Raw genomic sequence first — 18,446 nt, forward strand, 5'->3', positions numbered from 1 at the left:
TATCGTACTCCTTATTATTTCAGTCCGGCGCAGATCTTTTTAACAATGGTGGGTCCTTCATAGATGAAGCCGGTATATACCTGTACCAGGGAAGCGCCTGCATCCAGTTTTTCCTGTGCATCTGCTGCGGTAAAAATACCACCTACTGCGATGATAGGAATTTGTCCGTTACTATTTTTGTGAATGTAGCGGATCACTTCTGTAGCGCGCTGTTTTACCGGCAGCCCACTCAATCCGCCAGCTCCTATAGCGTTCACATCTGCTGCCGGTGTTTGCAGACCGGAACGATCAATGGTCGTATTGGTAGCTACAATCCCTGCCAGCTTAGTGTCCTGTACAATTTCGATGATATCATCCAGTTGTTCGTTGGTCAGATCGGGCGCGATCTTTAGCAAAACAGGTTTGGCTTTCGTTTGCTGCATATTCAATACCTGCAGGTGATGCAGTAATTGTTTCAACGGTTCTTTTTCCTGCAGGGCCCGCAGGTTGGGCGTATTGGGAGAGCTTACATTTACCACAAAGTAATCCACATAGCTGTACAATGCATGAAAGCATTTTTCATAGTCATTCACCGCTTCTTCATTAGGCGTCGCTTTGTTTTTACCAATATTGCCACCAATGATAATATTGGACCGGCGTTGCTGTAATCTTCTGGCAGCAGCCACGGCACCTTCGTTGTTGAAGCCCATCCGGTTGATCAGCGCTTTATCTGCCGGTAAGCGGAATAAGCGGGGCTGGTCATTACCAGGCTGTGGCAGCGGGGTAACCGTACCGATCTCCACAAAGCCAAACCCCAGGCAGGCCAGTTCATCGATGTATTTTGCATCTTTATCAAAGCCAGCGGCCAGTCCTACAGGGTTTTTAAACCGCAGTCCCCATAACTCACGTTCCAGTCTGTTGGTTTTTACCCCGCAACATGCGTTTAAGATTGTTTTGCCCAGCGGCAAACTATAAATCACTTTTAATCCACGCATAACGCTGTGGTGAATGTTCTCCGGCGGAAAACTAAAGAGCAGTTTTTTAATAAGCGTATACATCGGTGCAAAGATAATGGTTCAGCCGAAGAGTTCTCTGGCGTAGATGAGATGAGTTGAAAAATAGTTGCTGGTATAGCGGGGATTTTTAGTCAAGGTGATTGGAAAAACGTAAATTAGAGGATATAGTAGTTAATTCCCAAAATATGTTAACCCCCAAATTCCAATGGCAATAGCGGTAAAGATTAAAATGATCAAGTGCATCATTAATCCATCATTTCAGTATCCTCTAATTGTGTTTGTATGGTTTGTAATGTATATGAGGTTTGTTTGCTGGAAGCTTTTCGAATGAATGAAATACAATGTGTTAGTGTGTGAGGCTAAGTTCATGTGTTATAACTTTAATAATTTGTTGTCCTTTAGTGAAACTTTTCGTATCTTTATATCAGCATAAAAATGAAGCATAGAACAGTTGTTTTTTATAAGAATTATTTTGAAGAATTTTTTGAGAAGCAGCAAGACAAAGTGAAGAGAAAAGTGGTTTGGACTTTAAACTTAATTGAGGAGATAGAAAAAATTCCTGAAACTTATCTAAAGCATCTTGAGAACACAGATGCACTTTATGAGATTCGCATTCAGTTAGGCAATGATATTTTTCGCATCTTTTGCTTCTTTGATGAAGGCCAGTTAGTAGTGTTAATGAACGGTTTTCAAAAGAAAACCCAGAAAACACCTAAGCATGAAATTGAGAAAGCGTTGAAAATTAAGCATACATATGAAAAAGATAAAAAATAATATTACAACACTTGACCAGTTTAAAGATAAACACTTTGGTAAGCGCGGAACTACAAAGCGTGAAGAGCTGGAAGAAGGGTATCAAAATTTTAAGATTGGTGCATTATTGCACGAAGCCAGATTAGCAAAAGGGTTGACACAGGAAGAACTTGCTTATAAAGTAGGGAAAACAAAATCCTACATATCAAAGATTGAGAATGATATTAAGGAAGTTAGAATTTCAACTTTGAAGGAAATTGTAGAAGTAGGACTTGGTGGCAGGGTTCAATTGTCAATTACACTATAATGGAAAAAGACAAAAAAGTTGAAGAAAGGGTATTGGGATTAATTGATAAAGCCCGTGTAACTGGAAAAACTGTTAAAATTAAGTCTTCTGCACGCCGCAGGTCATCCTTACATCAAATCATTAAAACAAAAGAGCAGGCAGATGCTTTGATGGCTTCATTAAAGACGCTGTAGCCTGTTTAAGTTATTTTATATGTTAAGCCCTACCCATCCAGGCGGGGTTTTTCTTTTGTATCCCCTGATCTGTTAATAAATACTTAAAAACCCATCAAGTAACTTTTAATTATTTTCCGGCTCTTTGTTCTGTGCAGGGAAGCCATTAATTTTGCCGCAATAGCAATATATTGGAACTCCAAGCATTTGAAGAAATATTTAAGGAAAACCATGCACATTGCCTGGCTTTTGCAACGCACTACACGGGAGATGCCCATGAAGGTGAGGAGATCGTGCAGCAGGTATTCCTGAAATTGTGGGAAAAGCGGGATACCATTGTGATTACCGGCCAGGTGAGGGCCTATTTGTTTTCTGCGATCCGGAATACGGCGATCAGCCAGTGGCGTAAAAAATCGGTGCGCTCGGAAAAAGAAACCTTTTTCAGTACTACTCAGGATACGGCTACCCCGGTGCATAGTGAGGTGCGGGAGCTGGAAGCATTGTATCAGCAGGCTTTATTGAGCTTGCCGGAACGGTGCCGGGAAGTATTTGTCCTGAGCCGTCAGCAAAACCTGAAATATGCGGAAATTGCGGAAACGATGAATATTTCTGTAAAAACGGTGGAGAACCAGATGGGGAAGGCGCTGAAGATCCTGCATGAGGAGCTGAAGGAATACCTGCCTTTGCTGACCGGATTTTTGTTATAATTAAATGATTGGTTATCAGTAGTATTGCTGAGCATCCTATCAGGTAGAAGAAAAATATTTATGCCATGGGGGAAAGTGGTTTCCACATGCGTCAGTTATAAAAGCATACAACTGTTCAATGAGTACATCTTACCAGGATGAAGCACTGTATACCTTACTATGTAAGTATCTGCTGGAGGAAGCAGATGCGGAGGAGCGTGCCTGGGTGGAAGCGTGGAAAGCAGATAGTAGCGGTAATGCAGCCTTGCTGACTTCCCTGGGCAAGATCATAGGGACAGCTACTTCGCCGCTGGTGGTGGTGCATCAGGAGCAAACGAATACCTCCTGGGCGCAGTTGTCGGGCAAAATAGCCGCACAGGAAGCGGTGCCGGCAGTACCGGAACCGAAAGTATATCCTATGCCGGAGCGCCGCAGCTTTGGCTGGTGGAAGGTAGCAGCAGTACTGGTTATCTTGTTGGGTGCCGGCTGGTGGTGGTTAGGTGGCAATACTGCCGGGCAGCAACGGTATACCGGACCGGTAGCGGCTATGCTGGAAGATGGCAGCAGTGTACAGGTAGATACCCTGGGCACCGTAAGCCTGAGTAAAAACTTTGGCAAAAAAGACCGGAAAGTATCCTTGCATGGAAAAGCCATGTTTGATGTAACTAAAGATGAGCAACGTCCGTTTATAGTTACAGCAGGCAGCACAGAAGTGCGGGTGCTGGGTACCCGGTTCACCATCGACTATCAGCCGGAACAAGCCGGATTAATGGTGCACGTGAGCACAGGTAAGGTAATGGTGATAGATCATGTAAAGGGGGATAGTGTGGTGCTGACGGATGGTATGCTGTTGAAAAGGGCCAAGGAACAGGAGATATTTAAAGTGGCTACGCATGTAGCTGATATCAATAAAAAAGCATTGGTTTTCCATGATGCTCCGTTAGAAGAAGTACTATTGACGGTATGTACTGTATATAACGTAAAGGTATCTGTGGCGGATGTGACCTTACTGAAAACACCCGTTACTGCTACTTTCACAAATGAGCCTATAGATAATGTATTAGCCTCCCTGTCTTTTATGACCAATTCAAAGTGGGAGAAAACAGGAGCGCAGCAATATATTGTAAAGTAAGGTAGCTACCGGAGCGAGGGGCCGCCAGCAGTAAGTTCTTAAAGAACTATTGCTGGCGGCCTGTTGCGTCGTTTAATAAATCTATATGATGTCATTGACCAGGGTATTACTGGTAGGGATGCTCTTGTTGTTATTCCCTTTTAGGGCGATAGCATGGGACTGGAACACAAAAGTAACTGTCATACTAAACAAGCAGCCATTGCGTGCTGCCTGTGAGCTGCTGGAAAAGAATTATGGTATTCATTTTTCATATAGCCGTGATATTGTTGACCTCTCTGCCCCCGTTTCTATTCATGCACAAAACCGGCCACTGAAAAAAGTGCTGGATGAATTGTTTACGCCCTATGATATTGAATTTACCCGCATCGGTGACCAGGTGGTGCTGACCATCAAAAAAAGTATGACCCGCACTATCAGCGGTTATATAGAAGACGGGGTGACAAAGGAAAGACTTATTGGCGCCACTGTTTTTTCTCCATCCCGGCAGGCAGGTACGGTTACCAATCAATATGGCTTTTTCAGTTTAACTATCCCCAAAGATACCGGCAGCCTGGTAGTATCTTACGTGGGATATACTCCTTTGCGCCAGCCATTGCCGGCAACAGGTTCCCCCCAGCTGATCGTAGGTCTGCAGCCATTGAGCAATCTGCCGGAAGTAGTGATCACAGAATCTACCCAGCAAAAATTGCAGGAACAAACCCAGATGAGCCGGATCAATGTAAATGCCGCTGAAGTAAAGGCGATGCCCAAACTATTGGGAGAGGCCGACCTGATACGCGCACTACAGGCCCTGCCAGGCGTATCTGGCGGCATGGAAGGCGCCAGCGGATTGCATGTAAGAGGAGGCAGCCCGGACCAGAACCTGATTCTGGTAGATGGTACGCCGGTATTCAGCTCCTCCCACCTCCTGGGATTGTTCTCCATCTTTAATCCGGATGTGATGAAAACAGCCGACCTCTATAAAGGTGCTTTCCCGGCCAGGTTTGGCGGGCGCCTGTCGTCTGTGATCGATATTTCCCTGAAAGACGGCGACATGCGTAAGGTACATGGAGATGTAGCGATCGGTTTGCTGGCAGCTAAATTTAAAGTAGAAGGACCTATTGTAAAAGATAAAACCTCTTTTGTAGTATCTGCCCGCAGGTCTTACCTGGATGTGCTCACCAATGGGGCCAACCTGACAGATGGTAAAGGGCAAACAGCTTATTTCTCCCCTTTGTTTTATGATGTGAATGTAAAGGTGAACCATATCTTTTCCCCTAAAGACCGGATTTATGCAAGCGGTTACTTCGGACAGGATAATTTTCTGATAAAAGCAGGACGGGATAATACCAATAACACCAGCGGACAAACGCCCTATATAGAAAATTCCCGTTTCCAGATTGGATGGGGCAATGGGATAGGCTCCCTGCGCTGGAACCATATTTATACGCCTCAGCTGTTTTCCAATCTTACGCTGAACTACTCCCAATATTATTTCTTTACTGACTACCGGTATAAATACGAGGTACCTGGTACGGATGAACAGCGCAGCCAATACGGCAAGTATTATTCCCGGATGCAGAACGGGAGTTTGAAGATGGACTTTGATTACCGGCCCAATCCCAAACATGCCGTGAAGTTTGGCGGAGAAGTGACCGAACATATTTTTAAGCCGGGTATTTCCGTGTATGAAGATAAAAGCAGCGATGCAGTACCCATGGATACGGTGACCAACAAAACCAGCATACCTGGATGGGAGTTTGCGCTGTATGGAGAAGATGACTGGGAAGTACTTAAATCCCTTCATATTAATCTGGGCATGCGCGCTGCTGCTTTCCTGGTGGAAAGGCGGGCATATGTATCCCTGCAACCCCGTTTGGGGGTTCGCTGGATGCTGCCTTACAACTGGGCGGTGAAAGGGGCCTATACCTACATGAACCAGTATATTCACCTGCTCACCAATAATGGAACAGCTTTGCCTACAGACCTGTGGGTACCTTCCACACAGCTGGTACCACCGATGCTTTCCAGACAGGCCACTGCTGGTATCGCTAAAACGAGCAACAACCGGAAGTATGAGATCTCCCTGGAAGCCTATCATAAAACCATGGATAACATCATCGAGTATAAAGAAAATGCTTCTTTTATCAATTCGGCTACTACACGGTGGGATACCAAAGTAGCGATCGGGAAAGGCTGGAGTTATGGTATGGAATTTTTGCTGGAAAAAAAGAAAGGAACTACCCGGGGATGGCTGGGCTATACACTGGCATGGTCTACCCGTCAGTTTCCCGAAGTAAATGGCGGCCGGGCCTTCCCGTATAAGTACGATCGCCGTCATGATATAGAGCTGGTAGTGATACAGCAACTGGGCAAGCATTGGGAAGTGTCTGCCAGCTGGGAGTTTAATACCGGCAATGCTTTAACGCTGGCTACTTCCAGTTATGAAGGTAATACGGAAGTATCCCCGTTTTTCCCGGGGCCGGATTATTACAACAGGGTGGATCATATCGGTGAGCGGAATGGTTTCCGGGCAGGCAACTCGCACCGGCTGGATCTCAGCTTTACTTATACCAAACAAAAGAAATGGTGGACCAAAAGCTGGAACTTCAGCTTTTACAATGCCTATAATCAGAAGAATCCATTTTATTATTATATGAGAAAGAGTGCGGATACACAAACCCGCTATCTGTCGCGTATCAGTATTCCTATTATTCCCAGTGTTTCGTATGCTATCAAGTTTTAAATGAACGGATATGAAAAATTATTTCGTAGGCGCTATACTGTTATTCGTAATGAGTACAGGCTGTGAAAGTAAAGAGGAAATAGCCTTCCCATATGAAGGAGATAAAATAGTGCTGACCAGCTTTATGCAGCCGGATTCACTGATGTATCTGCGGGTTACTAAAAGTGTGCAGATCGGTGTGAGTGATTCGTTTAACTTTCCCGAGCTGCCACAGGCACAGGTACGTTTGCTGGAAGATAACGTACCTATGGCACCGTTTACCTGGAAGGTGATCAACGGACGTGGTTATTTTGTTTCTGCTGCTCCTGTCAGGGCAGACCGCCAATATACGGTACAGGCAGCTATGACAGGGTTTAAAAGTGTGGAAGCCACTGATAGTTTACCCCGGCAGCCGCTAGCTTACCGGGGGCATGCGCAGCAAGGCATTAAAAAGATACGTTTTACCCTGAAAGATCCTGGCAGTATTAAAAACTATTACCGCATACGGGTGTACTCGGCCAGTGAACCCCCTGCCGGAAAAGAAGCGGTACCGCAAGCCATTATACCTTACCGGCTGGACCCCGTGTTCAGCAATAATTTTTTAGACAGGGCGGTAGACTCTTATTATAATACCCTGGTGCTGGAAGATGAACGTTTTAATGGCCGTGAACTGGTATTTGTGCTGGAAGCACAGCAGGCCATCACCACCCCCTATCTGGTAGTAGAAATCAGTGCGCTCAGCGTTACGGCATTTAAATACCTGAAAACACTTACCCTGCAACAGCAGGATGGCGGCAGCATTATTACGGAACCTGTATTTGTATATTCCAATGTGGAAAACGGACATGGCGTAGTAGCAGGCATTAATACCCGCTGGGTAGCATTTAAAGTAGACCCATAACTTTTTCCCTTTTTCGTAAACTGATTTCCTGATGTGAGCAATGCAAGCCCCGGTTGTTCCCTAATTTCGCTACCAGTATGCTATAACAACGGTAATACGGTGATGAAATAGCAAGATACTTTTGAGTGATGATAAAAAAAGACCTTATGGCGGCTGTATCCTGCAGCCGCCAGAGGCACAATCCGGCCCATGTGTACTTATCAAACACTTTATCATAGCGGCAGCGGTTACGTGATCCGTTGTTTAAGCTGCCAGCGCATGCAGGTAGCCTTTGGCACTACTGCCATCAGTTTTTCCCTGAATGAGTTCCATTGTTTTGTGCGCATGTTGCTGCATAGCGGTTATCAGGAAGCTGATCCGTGTGATGCCCATGAGAAAGTGATGAGCCTGCCATTGCCGGATGAAAATGTAATGCTGGTACTTACCGCCGTTGAAATAAACCGCCTTACCCGGATGCTGCTGGAGGCCAGTGCCTTGTTGGAAGCCTATCAGATCCTGGAGGCTACCGTGCCCCCGGTGAACGGGGATAAATTGTAATACTCCCTGAACTTTATACTTCTTCCCGCTGTTATACCCCTTATACTGGCAGCGCCTTTTCGCCGGTTAACCGTTATCTTTGTGGTATGTTTATTGTTTTTATTTACAATACACAGCAGCATGTTTAACCGTATTATGTTCAACACCCATGGATGTAAAAGATTACTACAAGATACTTGGTATAGATAAATCCGCTACTGCCGACCAGGTGAAAAAAGCATACCGCAAACTGGCCGTAAAATATCATCCGGATAAAAATCCCGGAGATAAAGTGGCGGAAGATAAGTTCAAGGAAATCAATGAAGCCTATGAAGTGCTGGGAGATGAGGCCAAGCGGAAGAAATACGATCAGTTTGGTGAAAACTGGAAGCATTACGAGCAGCATGGGGGCCGGGCAGAAGATTTTGACTGGTCACAGTTTGGTGGTGGCCGCCGTGGCGGACAGTCGCGGAGTTATGGTGGCAGTAGTGCAGAAGATATGTTTGGCGGCTCCGGTGATTTCTCCGACTTCTTTGAGCAATTATTTGGCAGTGGTTTTGGCCGGGGACAGCAACAACAGCGGTCGGCCAGGGGGCGGGATATCCAGGCCTCCATGGAAGTGTCGCTGGAAGATGCGTATACCGGTGGTACCAAACAGGTTGAGGTAAATGGTGCCCGCCTGAATATAAAACTGAAAGCCGGCCTGTACGAAGGACAGGTGATCCGCCTGAAAGGAAAAGGAGGGCCGGGCAGAAAAGGTGGGGAACCCGGAGATTTACTGATCAGCATCCGGTTGTCTGCCCACCCGCAATTTGAACTGAAAGGACAGGATATTTACACCGATTTGTCCCTGCCTTTATACACGGCAATATTAGGAGGTAAAGTAACGGTACAGACACCGGGAGGATCACTCAGCATGAAAGTGCCCGCAGGTACCGATAGTGGTAAGGTATTCCGTTTAAAAGGAAAAGGAATGCCACATCATAGTAAGCCATCCGAACATGGCGATCTTTACCTGAAAGCCATCGTGCATATTCCCACACAGCTTTCTGATAAAGAAAAGGCCCTGTTTGAGCAGTTGGCTCAAATGGAAAAATAGCCAGGCATGAGAGATCAAAACAGGGGCGGGATTTTGTTTGTAATGGTACTGGGCACTACCATGGCCGGTATTGACTCCAGTATTGTAAATATATCCCTTCCTGTGATGAGCCGGCAGTTTCAATGCAGCCTGGATGATATTGAGTGGGTGATCACTGTATACATGCTCAGCTTTTCTATTCTGATGCCGTTGACCAACTGGCTGAAAAGCAAACTGGGCTTCTTCAATTTATATATTGCTGCCATCAGCGTTTTTACCCTGGGATCTTTGATGTGTGCCTTATCGACCGACCTCTCCTCCCTATTGGTAGCGCGTATTATTCAGGCCCTGGGAGGAGGAGCGCTGGCACCCACTTCTATGGCTATTGTGTCTTATGTATTCCCTGCCAGGGTGCGGGGCACCGTACTGGGATGGTGGGGGCTGGGCAATATTATGGGGCCTGCCATAGGACCTACCCTGGGCGGCTTTTTAACACAGTTGTACGGCTGGCCTTCTATCTTTTATATCAACCTTCCTATCGGGCTGATCACGATAGCCCTGGCCTTTAAATACCTGGGAGTATTGCGCAAGCAAACCTTTGTAAAAATACCCTTTGACCTGGCGGGTTTTGTGACCTTAACTATTTTCCTCGTTACGTTACAATACGGGATTGCAAAAGCGGAGCGGATAGGTTTATTATCTCCGCAGATAGCGATCACGTTAGGTGTTGCCATCGTAGCGCTGGTGGTATTTATTGTATTGGAGCGGCGGAACAAAAATCCATTGATAGATCTCACGTTGTTTAACAACTATGCATTTGTAAGTTGTATCCTGGTTACTATTTCGCGGGCGGCAGCTTTATTCGGAGGGCTTTTCCTGCTACCGTTTTTATTGCAGGGGCTGATGGGGTATTCAGAGTCGATGTCGGGGTTGCTGATCTTGCCTAACTCGATCATGATGGCCGCGATGATGCCGTTTGCTGGGAAATGGTCTGACAAGCATGGTTCCCGGAATATTTCGATGATGGGGCTTTTTTTACTGGCAGTATCCATGTATTTCTTTTCGATACTGGACGTAGGCAGTCCGGTATGGCTGATCATTACTACCATGGCCATACGTGGATTTGGGATGGGCTTGCTGATAGCCCCACTGAATGCCGCAACGATCAGTGCGGTACGTCCTTCGCAGGTAACGATGGCCTCTTCTATCAGCAGCCTGATGCAGCAGGTAGGCGGCGCTTTAGGGATCGCTATCCTGGCCATTATCAGTCAATCTACCCTGAATACCCAACTGGAACATGGGGTGAGTGCACCCATTGCGCATCATATTTCCCTGCAAACAGGCTTCCGTATTTCTCTTTTTATCCTACTGGTTACCCTGATACCGGCATTTTTTATGCCCCGGAAAAATGAAGTACCTACCGCAGATACTACCCATGTACATACCTGACCAGCCATACATACACTGTTTCATAGGATGGTAATTATTTTCCCGCATACCAGACCCGTCACACATACACCGTTCCACAGAATGGCAATGACCTTTCCCGCGTAAAAAAGAGGGGGAAAATGAAATTTGCATAATTATTGATTTATTATTGTTGAATTGAAGGTATTATGACGATGGTAACAGACAAGATCCGGATTTTGATGATTGATGATGATGAGGATGATTTTTTCCTTGTCAGTAGTTTACTGGACGACATCTCCCCGGAGCAGTACATTATACAATGGGCCTCTACTTACGAGAAGGGGGTATTGGCTATTGAGTCCAGGTCGCACGACCTGTATCTGGTAGACTATCGTCTGGGGCAATATACCGGTATTGATATGCTGCATTATTTCCAGCAGCAGGGATATAATGACCCGGTGATCTTACTGACCGGAAAGGGGGATTACAAGATCGATAAGGAAGCCATGGAGGCGGGGGCATCAGATTACCTGGTAAAAGGGGAAATTACCGCAGCCATGCTGGAAAGAGCGATCCGTTATACCCTGGATAAATTTTCCCATCTCACCGCCATTGCAAACAGTGAACGCCGTTATTTCAGCATCTTCGAGAAATCAAATGATATTATCCTGCTGGCAAATTGTGACAAAAAAATCATTGCAGCCAATCCTGCCGCATTAAGGGTATTGCAACATGATGCGGAGTCGCTTTATGAGCATGACCTGATGTATCTCTTTGCGCTGGATGAGCAGATTAAAGACTTTCTCAGCCAGCTATGTGACGAATCCGGTGTAGTGCAGCAGGAATATGTTTTCCGGAATAAGGCGGGCCAAAAACTGGATGTAGTGGTCAATGCCACGCTCCTGGATGAAAAGAAACAGATCTTTCTCTGTATCGTACAGGATATTACTGAGCAGAAGAAAAAGGCAAAAGAAAAACAACAGCAGGAGAAGTTTGTGATCACCGGGCGTATTGCGCGGTTAATAGCGCATGAGGTGAGGAATCCGCTGACCAACATCCTGTTGTCTATCAGCCAGCTGAAGGAAGAAAAACTGGATGACATCCCCGACAGTGAATTGTACCTGGATATTATGGAACGCAACTGCCATCGTATCAATCAGCTGGTTACCCAATTGCTGGAGTCTACCCGTATGATGGAATTGCATATCAGTGCGCATGGGGTGAACGAACTGGTAAAGAAAGCGATGACACTGGCAGCCGACCGGCTACAGTTAAATAATATGCGGCTGGAAGCGTCTTATATGGAACCAGATGTAATGCTGCAGGCAGATGAAGAAAAAATGATCATTGCCCTGCTGAATATTATCATTAATGGTATAGAAGCCATGCAGCCGGACAAGGGGGTATTAACCATCCGCACCTTCCTGCAGGATAATAAGGCGGTTATTCACATAGGCGATAACGGTAGTGGTATTTCTGAAGAGAATAAGAGCAAGCTCTTTGAGCCTTTTTTTACTAATAAAACAAAAGGCACCGGTCTGGGATTAACCTCCACCCAGAATATTATCCTCAACCATAAAGGGAGCATAGAAGTAGAAAGTGTGGTAGGAAACGGTACCGTGTTTACCATTACTTTTGATGTATCACAATAAGTGCAAACACGAAAAAGCGTTTACCTGTGGGCATTTTGTAGAATAAATTACTCAGATTGTAAGGAGTGGGAGGAGGTATTTATTTAGAGGATACGTCTGAAAAAATCTGTTTCCCGGGTCATCTCTCTCAGGGAGGAGAAAAGGAAGTAAGCAGCAGCCAAAATCATCATCGCCAGCCCGATAAAGCCTAGTTTGAAAAAGGTTCTGACATCCATTAACCCTATCTCACTAGCGATATAGGTAACCAGTGCAAGCAATACACCAGCTAAAGCGGTGAAAATAGCGGCTTTTCTCATGATAGTATAGTTAAATATCATCGGATAGTAAGTACTAAAGATAACACTTTTGTGCTATATTTTCACGTAAAATAAAATAAAATACGAGGCTGGGTAAGTGATTGATAATAAGTGAGGTAGAAAAGTGCTGGCAGGAAAATTTCCGGTGTGAAGGGAAGTTGCTGCCAGCAGGTAAGTTATATCAGGCGTCTTCTTCCACCAGCTTGATGCCGGTTTGTGTGAAAACGATCTTTTTTTGCTTGTATAAAGTACCGGTTGTCATTTTGAATGTTTTTTTGCTCATCCCAAAAAAGTCTGCAATTTCTTCTGGGGCTGATTTATCATGGTAGGGTAAGTAACCATTATTTTCCTGGAGGAGGCGGATGATTTTTTCACTTTCATCTTCCACTTTCTTATAGCCTGGCTGTCCTAATACCACATCTATTTTATTATCCTCCCGGATCTTTTTAATAAACCCTTTCATGGTATCCCCAATATCTATGGTACGAAATATTTCTCCATAGTGTAATACGCCGGTATGTTGCTGATTGATGATCACAATAAACCCAATGTCTGAACGACGGTAGATGATAAGGTTTACCAGGTCCATTTCTTTTACGGTAAGGGTTTCATTGCTGAGGAACCTGTCCAGTTTTTCTGTAGCAGCGATACGGCCGGTTTGTTCATCAATATAGATCTTCACCAGATAGTCCTGTCCCGGGCGCATTTTCATCTGTTGCTGGGACAGTGGTACAAAGAGGTCTTTCATCAGGCCCCAGTCCATAAACGCGCCCTGTGGGGTCACACTCACCACTTTAAGGTTCACGATATCCCCCACGATACCGGCAGGCCGTTGTGTGGTAGCGATGATACGGTTTTCGGAGTCATGGTAAAGGAACACGTTCAGTTCATCGCCTATTTTGGTTCCTTTGGGCACAAACCGCGATGGCAGCAGTATTTCCTGATCACCATCCCCGGCAAGGTATACACCAAAATCCATTTCTTTCTTTACCCTTAAGCTATTATATGTGCCTATTGTTACCATATTGTTTTTTTATGTGGCTGCTGAAAGCCGGCATAAAGGTACGATTATCGTTTTCAATGGCTGAATGATAAATCTGGATTAAATATTGATGAACAGGATAAATGTCATGTTTTGTGAAACTGCATTCCCGTATTTTAGTTGTTACATCCAGTAAATCATTTTTTTTATGAAAACGATCTTATTACCTACAGATTTTTCGGATACGGCATATCATGCTGCAGAATATGCCTGTATGCTTACGCGTCAGTTTGGTGCCAAACGGTTGATTTTGTTTCATGCGTACCAGACGCTGGTAAGTATTGCAGATGTACCGGGAGCGATTCCACTGAATGGAGATGAATTGCGTCAGAACAGTGAAGCGGAGCTGTTGAAGCTGTATCATTTACTAAAGCCGCTGGCAGATTCTCAGACTGAGATCTCTTACCTGGCAGAAGAAGCCGGAGTACCACTTTCTTTTAATGCCATGGCAGAGCGGCTGGGTGTTGATCTTATTGTAATGGGGATTACCGGCAAAAGCAAGATCGAGCAGCAGCTGATAGGGAGTAATGCCATTCACGTAGCGAAGGAAAGTAATTTCCCGGTAATCATTGTACCACCCTCCGCCGCGTTGGAAAATGTACAGCGTATCGTATTTGCCTGCGACCTGAAAAAGATTGCCGGGACAACTGCTATACCCCGTCTTAAAAAGGTATTGGATGCTTTTCATGCCAAGGTGCTGGTATTAAATGTAGACCATAAGGAAAAGAATTTCCGTCCGGAAACCGCCATTGAGCTGAAAGAGCTATATGAAGCGCTGGAAGGTTACGGCGCGGAATTTAACTATACCGACAATGCTGATGCAGCTACCGGGATCATGGAATTTGCCCGGCAGGAAGATGCTTCCCTGATCATTACCATTCCTAAGAACTATGGTTTTTTTGAGGGGTTATTCCGCAGCAGTACTACCAAAAAGCTGGCGTATCAAACCAATGTACCCTTATTACTATTGCATGAGGCATAGCGTTTAAACGCGGGTACTACCGTATCTTTGTATCTCAAATTCGTTACATGACACAGAAAGAGCAGGATAAGCAGGAGATGGCTGAGATCCGGGACATTGTTAACAAGTATGGCTGGTTCGTAGGTTTTTTTGATGCGGATACCGCTACGCCGTCTTTTGGTTATACCATCGGACTATGGGAAAAATATAAACACCCGGAGATCATTACATTTGGCCTGCCGGTAGAGGTGATTCAGGAAATTTTAAATGCAGCGGCTGCCAAAGTAAAAGAGGGGCATCCCCTGGTGTTGGACCAGGATGATTATGATATTCTGGAAGAACTGCCGGTAAGGTTCCGTACTGTGTATGCAGATAATGTGGAAGACTATATGGGATATGCCCAACGGTATTATAATGGCAAATCATTTCCGGCCGTACAGCTTTTCTGGACAGATGGTGCGCAGCATTATCCCTGGGATAAAGCCTGTGATGAGGCCATTGCCTTCAGCCAGCCTTTGCTGGATCAAAAGCTGGACTTTAAGTTTTTTGAGCCCCGTCATGTGGCCACCTTTACTTCCCGCCAGATAGTGAAAGACAAACAGCCGGTATTATACGTATATCATGATGAGGAGGACGGCGCCTGGCAGTTTTTGCCTGGTACAGCCGTGGCAGAGGAAGATATTATGATGGTATCTCTGGAAGAAATGGTGCAGCTGGATCCTACTTTGAATGAGTTGTTTAATCTGCCCATGGGAGAAATTGCGGTCCGCAGGTTTGCCGGCGACAAATGGGAGCGGATGGAAGCCGGTGAGGAGGAGTAGGGATTGTTGTAAAGAGAAGCATTACCAAGTTATCGTTTATAAATCATCATTTATAAATCTTTTATCATGAACAAGCTTTTTTTTACAGCCGCTATGCCACTCCTGTTATCCCTTGGCGCTTTTGCCCAGCAAGCTGATGCACTCACCGGTACCTGGCTCACCAAGAGTAAAAACCCTGCCCGGGTACAGGTATATAAGCAGGGAGATAAGTACTTTGGAAAAATCATCTGGTTACAGGATCCGCAGAAAGATGGGAAGGAGGCAACTGACGAAAAGAACCCGGATATAGCTGCCAGAAGCCGGAAAGTAATCGGTATGGTGATCCTGAAAGATGCAAAGTTTAACGGAGATGATGCCTGGAAAGATGGCACTATTTACGATCCGGAAAGCGGTAAAACGTACAGTTGCAATATATCGCTGGATGGGAAAAATACACTGAAACTAAGAGGTTATATCGGGGTTTCCCTATTGGGCCGCATCGAAAAATGGACCCGGATGAATTAGCCAGTAAAGGCGGGATAAGAAAAGAGGGCATCTCAAAAAAGAGGTGCCCTCTTTTCATTTTACTTGAAAAAAGGGCTTGCCTGTAGGATATTTTTATCTTCTTGTTGCAGGATACAGTTAGGGTAAATTGTATAGCCTGTCCACATGATGGCCTGTGGATTCTGATTATCCGGATGAGGTAGGCCAAATGCATGACCCAGCTCATGACCACCCCCACCAATCCAGCGATTAGGATCCAGGTTTTCCGGGTTGATCCCCAGCAATCCATCCAGGTCCTGATCGCCCATGGCACAAAAGCCTGTTGCACCGGCCCCGCCGCCCGGCGCGGCTACATAAACAAAGTAGGTGTACCTGGTAGTATTGAACGCATTACCCAATAAAGCCTGCATTTCATAAAGCGTATTGGAATAGCCATAAAACCGGGGATCTGATCCACTAAAATCTCCGTTGTGGCTATTGTACCAGACTTTATCATGTTGTCCTCTCAGGGTATCTACTATCAATGGATTTAAGGTAAACGTTTTATTGCCCAGCTGTGTTTTGTACCAGGTATGCAGGTTTTGCACACAGGCTTTGAGGATATTATAATATTTCGGATTATACGGCTGGTCCCTGGGTGTAATCAGGTACACCACTACGGATTTGTCAATCGGGCTGATCATCACCGGTTTGGTGATACTGTCTTTTCCCGCATCATTGGAAACGACCAGTTTTACCTGGTAGATTTTATTCAATGGATAGCTGTATTGTGTATGAAGGGTGGTGGCTGTTTGTCCGTTTTCCAGGAACCATTGATAAGTATCCGCCCCTTCGGAGGTATTAGTAAAATTTACCTGGCAGGGGAATTGGCCTTCATTCACGAGGGTAAAATCAAATCCTGCTTTAGGTTTATTCTGGACGATTGTCACTGCCTGGGTAGTGCTGTCTTTTCCACCCGCATTGCTGACTACTAATTTTACCTGGTAGGTACCTGCTTTGGTAAAAGTGTGTTCAACGGCAATGCCTGCAGTAGTTTGCCCATCACCAAAATACCATTGCAGGGAGCTGGCGTTTTTTGAATTACTGGTGAATATTACTTTGGCAGGCAGGAATCCTGCCTGTTGAATATTATACGTAAAACCAGCCATGGGCTTTTCCGGGGGGCTGGAATCGCTTTTCTTACAGGCAGTATATCCAAGTGCCAGACAGCAGAACAGGTACAGGTGTTTTTTCGGGTGCATATATTTCAGGCTTAATCATTATGGGTTAATAGATCAGTTTGGCATTCATCGAAACGGATACCACACAGGGCAGCGATAGCGGTGTTCTGGTAAAAGTCAGGGTACCGCTGATATTGTTGCCGTTAATACCTCCTACAAAAACAGCGTTGTTCCTGGGGAAGCCAGCAGCATCCTGTGTGAAGTTGATGGTAATCGTGGGGCCATTTACGGTAGCATTCTTTAAAAAATAAAGGTGCCGTTGTTTAGCCGCAACAGGATCGCCTGGCAGACAGCCTTTTTCTATGGTTTCTGTCATGGTTGCCCCAAGGTTGGCCGCCGTGATGGTTTGTGTCTGTTTGTCCAGTGTTACCTCAAGTGCATAATAAGTATAGGTAACGGTGTAGTTGCAATAGGGTTTGCCACCAAATGCGATCACGCCGGAGGTGCCCCTGGTACCCAGGTAATGAGCTGTTTTTTTGAGCGGGCTGCCTTCCAGTTGTTCTGAGGGGCTTAAAGGACTGCCTGCAGGTGGCGCAGATACATCTGCCGCATGTGCGTTGGTATTTGATAAGGCCATCATCGCACCTACCGTAGCGCCTATTTTACATCCCATGGCTACCCCGGCAGGGTTGAGGGTGGTAGCACCCAGCAGGCAGCCAGCGGCGGTAGTCACCGCAAATATGGCCCCATTCACACCCACCAGCCCGGCTACGGCAGCTACAAATTTTACCGTATAGGCATCCACATTGGAAGCGGTAGACTGGATAAACAACAAGGACAGCAGGTGTCCTACCCCTGCTCCCATTGCAGCATAACTGGTGCGGTCGGATACCTTAAACTCAGGTTTGTTGTCTACCACATACCGCTCCAGCAGTTTGGAGCTATCCGTGGAAAAGTCGTAGTAGAGCACATTCACGATCGTTTTGCCTATGGTGTCATAATCAAAGGTGAGCATCCCATTTACCTTCTTGCCGCCTTTGGTGCGGAAAAGTGTGGTAACCCGCATCTGGTTATCAAAAATAAGGTTGATGGCAGTGTCTGCATTGGCAGCGTCGTTGATCACCATTTCAGTGATCTTGTCGGGATTGCCTGTTGCATCAAAAGTACCATAACAATGTGTTTTTAGCTTCAGGTCTTCACTGGTATAAACAGCCTGCAGGGCATTCGTTTTATTGGCCAGCGAAGCATTGCTGATAACCTGGAGGGAGCCCTGGGTGGCAGGCTGGGTATCGCCGCCGGAACTGCTTTTTTTACAATAGAAACTGATAAGGCACAATAATGCCAGGATGGAGATAAATCTGAACTGTTTCATAGCATATGATGATTATGGGAGGATG

The 18,446-nt window shown here is 45.6% G+C and carries 19 protein-coding genes; 14 read left to right on the top strand and 5 right to left on the bottom strand.

The features are described 5' to 3' along the window. Positions 1-14: 14 nt before the first annotated feature. On the bottom strand, positions 15-1,037 hold the full coding sequence (locus ABR189_RS21670; RefSeq protein ID WP_354662574.1) for a quinone-dependent dihydroorotate dehydrogenase: 1,023 nt from the start codon (positions 1,035-1,037) through the stop codon (positions 15-17). Positions 1,038-1,430: 393 nt separating this feature from the next. Between ABR189_RS21670 and ABR189_RS21675 the strand changes: the two genes are divergently transcribed. From ABR189_RS21675 to ABR189_RS21725, 11 genes are all read left to right on the top strand, one after another. Beyond that, the gene (locus tag ABR189_RS21675; RefSeq protein WP_354662575.1) at positions 1,431-1,769 is read left to right on the top strand and encodes a type II toxin-antitoxin system RelE/ParE family toxin; all 339 of its coding nucleotides are present in this window, start codon (positions 1,431-1,433) and stop codon (positions 1,767-1,769) included. Then, positions 1,750-2,055 (top strand): helix-turn-helix domain-containing protein, encoded by a 306-nt coding sequence (locus tag ABR189_RS21680; RefSeq protein ID WP_354662576.1) that lies wholly within the window; start codon positions 1,750-1,752, stop codon positions 2,053-2,055. Before ABR189_RS21675 ends, ABR189_RS21680 begins: the two co-directional genes overlap by 20 nt. Continuing rightward, positions 2,055-2,228 carry a hypothetical protein gene (locus tag ABR189_RS21685; protein WP_354662577.1) on the top strand — a complete coding sequence of 58 codons (174 nt, stop codon included), beginning with the start codon at positions 2,055-2,057 and terminating at the stop codon, positions 2,226-2,228. The genes ABR189_RS21680 and ABR189_RS21685 overlap by 1 nt, the downstream gene beginning before the upstream one ends. Positions 2,229-2,398: 170 nt before the next feature. Beyond that, complete coding sequence (locus tag ABR189_RS21690; protein ID WP_354662578.1) at positions 2,399-2,914, top strand: RNA polymerase sigma-70 factor; 516 nt, start codon at positions 2,399-2,401, stop codon at positions 2,912-2,914. 118 nt (positions 2,915-3,032) lie between these two features. Further along, positions 3,033-4,025 carry a FecR family protein gene (locus ABR189_RS21695; RefSeq protein WP_354662579.1) on the top strand — a complete coding sequence of 331 codons (993 nt, stop codon included), beginning with the start codon at positions 3,033-3,035 and terminating at the stop codon, positions 4,023-4,025. An 85-nt stretch (positions 4,026-4,110) separates the two neighbouring features. Next, positions 4,111-6,750, top strand: a complete 2,640-nt coding sequence (locus ABR189_RS21700; RefSeq protein ID WP_354662580.1) for a carboxypeptidase-like regulatory domain-containing protein — start codon at positions 4,111-4,113, stop codon at positions 6,748-6,750. A 10-nt stretch (positions 6,751-6,760) separates the two neighbouring features. Further along, positions 6,761-7,630 (top strand): DUF4249 domain-containing protein, encoded by an 870-nt coding sequence (locus ABR189_RS21705; RefSeq protein ID WP_354662581.1) that lies wholly within the window; start codon positions 6,761-6,763, stop codon positions 7,628-7,630. A 189-nt stretch (positions 7,631-7,819) separates the two neighbouring features. Next, positions 7,820-8,167, top strand: a complete 348-nt coding sequence (locus ABR189_RS21710; RefSeq protein WP_354662582.1) for a DUF6686 family protein — start codon at positions 7,820-7,822, stop codon at positions 8,165-8,167. A 148-nt stretch (positions 8,168-8,315) separates the two neighbouring features. Beyond that, positions 8,316-9,245, top strand: a complete 930-nt coding sequence (locus ABR189_RS21715; RefSeq protein ID WP_354662583.1) for a DnaJ C-terminal domain-containing protein — start codon at positions 8,316-8,318, stop codon at positions 9,243-9,245. Between the two features lie 6 nt (positions 9,246-9,251). Further along, positions 9,252-10,673 (top strand): DHA2 family efflux MFS transporter permease subunit, encoded by a 1,422-nt coding sequence (locus tag ABR189_RS21720; RefSeq protein WP_354662584.1) that lies wholly within the window; start codon positions 9,252-9,254, stop codon positions 10,671-10,673. A gap of 167 nt (positions 10,674-10,840) precedes the next feature. Then, positions 10,841-12,286 carry a hybrid sensor histidine kinase/response regulator gene (locus tag ABR189_RS21725; RefSeq protein ID WP_354662585.1) on the top strand — a complete coding sequence of 482 codons (1,446 nt, stop codon included), beginning with the start codon at positions 10,841-10,843 and terminating at the stop codon, positions 12,284-12,286. Positions 12,287-12,369: 83 nt separating this feature from the next. Here ABR189_RS21725 and ABR189_RS21730 read toward each other — a convergent pair whose 3' ends face one another. Further along, positions 12,370-12,582 (bottom strand): hypothetical protein, encoded by a 213-nt coding sequence (locus ABR189_RS21730; protein WP_354662586.1) that lies wholly within the window; start codon positions 12,580-12,582, stop codon positions 12,370-12,372. Positions 12,583-12,763: 181 nt separating this feature from the next. Next, complete coding sequence (locus ABR189_RS21735) at positions 12,764-13,606, bottom strand: CvfB family protein (RefSeq protein WP_354662587.1); 843 nt, start codon at positions 13,604-13,606, stop codon at positions 12,764-12,766. A 166-nt stretch (positions 13,607-13,772) separates the two neighbouring features. Here ABR189_RS21735 and ABR189_RS21740 point away from each other — a divergent pair, with 166 nt between their 5' ends. From ABR189_RS21740 to ABR189_RS21750, 3 genes are all read left to right on the top strand, one after another. After that, positions 13,773-14,606, top strand: coding sequence for a universal stress protein (locus ABR189_RS21740; protein WP_354662588.1), 834 nt, complete (start codon positions 13,773-13,775; stop codon positions 14,604-14,606). Positions 14,607-14,653: 47 nt separating this feature from the next. Beyond that, positions 14,654-15,406, top strand: coding sequence for a DUF4262 domain-containing protein (locus ABR189_RS21745; RefSeq protein ID WP_354662589.1), 753 nt, complete (start codon positions 14,654-14,656; stop codon positions 15,404-15,406). A 66-nt stretch (positions 15,407-15,472) separates the two neighbouring features. After that, positions 15,473-15,910 (top strand): DUF2147 domain-containing protein, encoded by a 438-nt coding sequence (locus tag ABR189_RS21750; RefSeq protein ID WP_354662590.1) that lies wholly within the window; start codon positions 15,473-15,475, stop codon positions 15,908-15,910. Between the two features lie 59 nt (positions 15,911-15,969). Here the strand turns inward: ABR189_RS21750 and ABR189_RS21755 are convergent, their stop codons facing one another. Together ABR189_RS21755 and ABR189_RS21760 are read right to left on the bottom strand one after the other, a co-directional pair. Beyond that, positions 15,970-17,130: a PKD domain-containing protein gene (locus ABR189_RS21755; protein WP_354662591.1), complete on the bottom strand. Its 1,161-nt coding sequence runs from the start codon at positions 17,128-17,130 to the stop codon at positions 15,970-15,972. Between the two features lie 25 nt (positions 17,131-17,155). Continuing rightward, positions 17,156-18,421: a hypothetical protein gene (locus ABR189_RS21760; protein ID WP_354662592.1), complete on the bottom strand. Its 1,266-nt coding sequence runs from the start codon at positions 18,419-18,421 to the stop codon at positions 17,156-17,158. Positions 18,422-18,446: the final 25 nt, after the last annotated feature.

Origin of the sequence: Chitinophaga sp. H8 (assembly GCF_040567655.1) — a bacterium.
In the GTDB taxonomy this organism is placed as follows: domain Bacteria; phylum Bacteroidota; class Bacteroidia; order Chitinophagales; family Chitinophagaceae; genus Chitinophaga; species Chitinophaga defluvii.

Bases quoted from the DNA above. Each gene is read 5' to 3' on its own strand.
- ABR189_RS21730 (WP_354662586.1), bottom strand. From the start codon at position 12,582: ATGAGAAAAGCCGCTATTTTCACCGCTTTAGCTGGTGTATTGCTTGCA.
- ABR189_RS21745 (WP_354662589.1), top strand. From the start codon at position 14,654: ATGACACAGAAAGAGCAGGATAAGCAGGAGATGGCTGAGATCCGGGAC.
- ABR189_RS21740 (WP_354662588.1), top strand. From the start codon at position 13,773: ATGAAAACGATCTTATTACCTACAGATTTTTCGGATACGGCATATCAT.
- ABR189_RS21720 (WP_354662584.1), top strand. From the start codon at position 9,252: ATGAGAGATCAAAACAGGGGCGGGATTTTGTTTGTAATGGTACTGGGC.
- ABR189_RS21675 (WP_354662575.1), top strand. From the start codon at position 1,431: ATGAAGCATAGAACAGTTGTTTTTTATAAGAATTATTTTGAAGAATTT.
- ABR189_RS21715 (WP_354662583.1), top strand. From the start codon at position 8,316: ATGGATGTAAAAGATTACTACAAGATACTTGGTATAGATAAATCCGCT.
- ABR189_RS21705 (WP_354662581.1), top strand. From the start codon at position 6,761: ATGAAAAATTATTTCGTAGGCGCTATACTGTTATTCGTAATGAGTACA.
- ABR189_RS21760 (WP_354662592.1), bottom strand. From the start codon at position 18,421: ATGAAACAGTTCAGATTTATCTCCATCCTGGCATTATTGTGCCTTATC.
- ABR189_RS21685 (WP_354662577.1), top strand. From the start codon at position 2,055: ATGGAAAAAGACAAAAAAGTTGAAGAAAGGGTATTGGGATTAATTGAT.
- ABR189_RS21735 (WP_354662587.1), bottom strand. From the start codon at position 13,606: ATGGTAACAATAGGCACATATAATAGCTTAAGGGTAAAGAAAGAAATG.
- ABR189_RS21710 (WP_354662582.1), top strand. From the start codon at position 7,820: ATGTGTACTTATCAAACACTTTATCATAGCGGCAGCGGTTACGTGATC.
- ABR189_RS21680 (WP_354662576.1), top strand. From the start codon at position 1,750: ATGAAAAAGATAAAAAATAATATTACAACACTTGACCAGTTTAAAGAT.
- ABR189_RS21725 (WP_354662585.1), top strand. From the start codon at position 10,841: ATGACGATGGTAACAGACAAGATCCGGATTTTGATGATTGATGATGAT.
- ABR189_RS21750 (WP_354662590.1), top strand. From the start codon at position 15,473: ATGAACAAGCTTTTTTTTACAGCCGCTATGCCACTCCTGTTATCCCTT.
- ABR189_RS21695 (WP_354662579.1), top strand. From the start codon at position 3,033: ATGAGTACATCTTACCAGGATGAAGCACTGTATACCTTACTATGTAAG.
- ABR189_RS21755 (WP_354662591.1), bottom strand. From the start codon at position 17,130: ATGCACCCGAAAAAACACCTGTACCTGTTCTGCTGTCTGGCACTTGGA.
- ABR189_RS21700 (WP_354662580.1), top strand. From the start codon at position 4,111: ATGATGTCATTGACCAGGGTATTACTGGTAGGGATGCTCTTGTTGTTA.
- ABR189_RS21670 (WP_354662574.1), bottom strand. From the start codon at position 1,037: ATGTATACGCTTATTAAAAAACTGCTCTTTAGTTTTCCGCCGGAGAAC.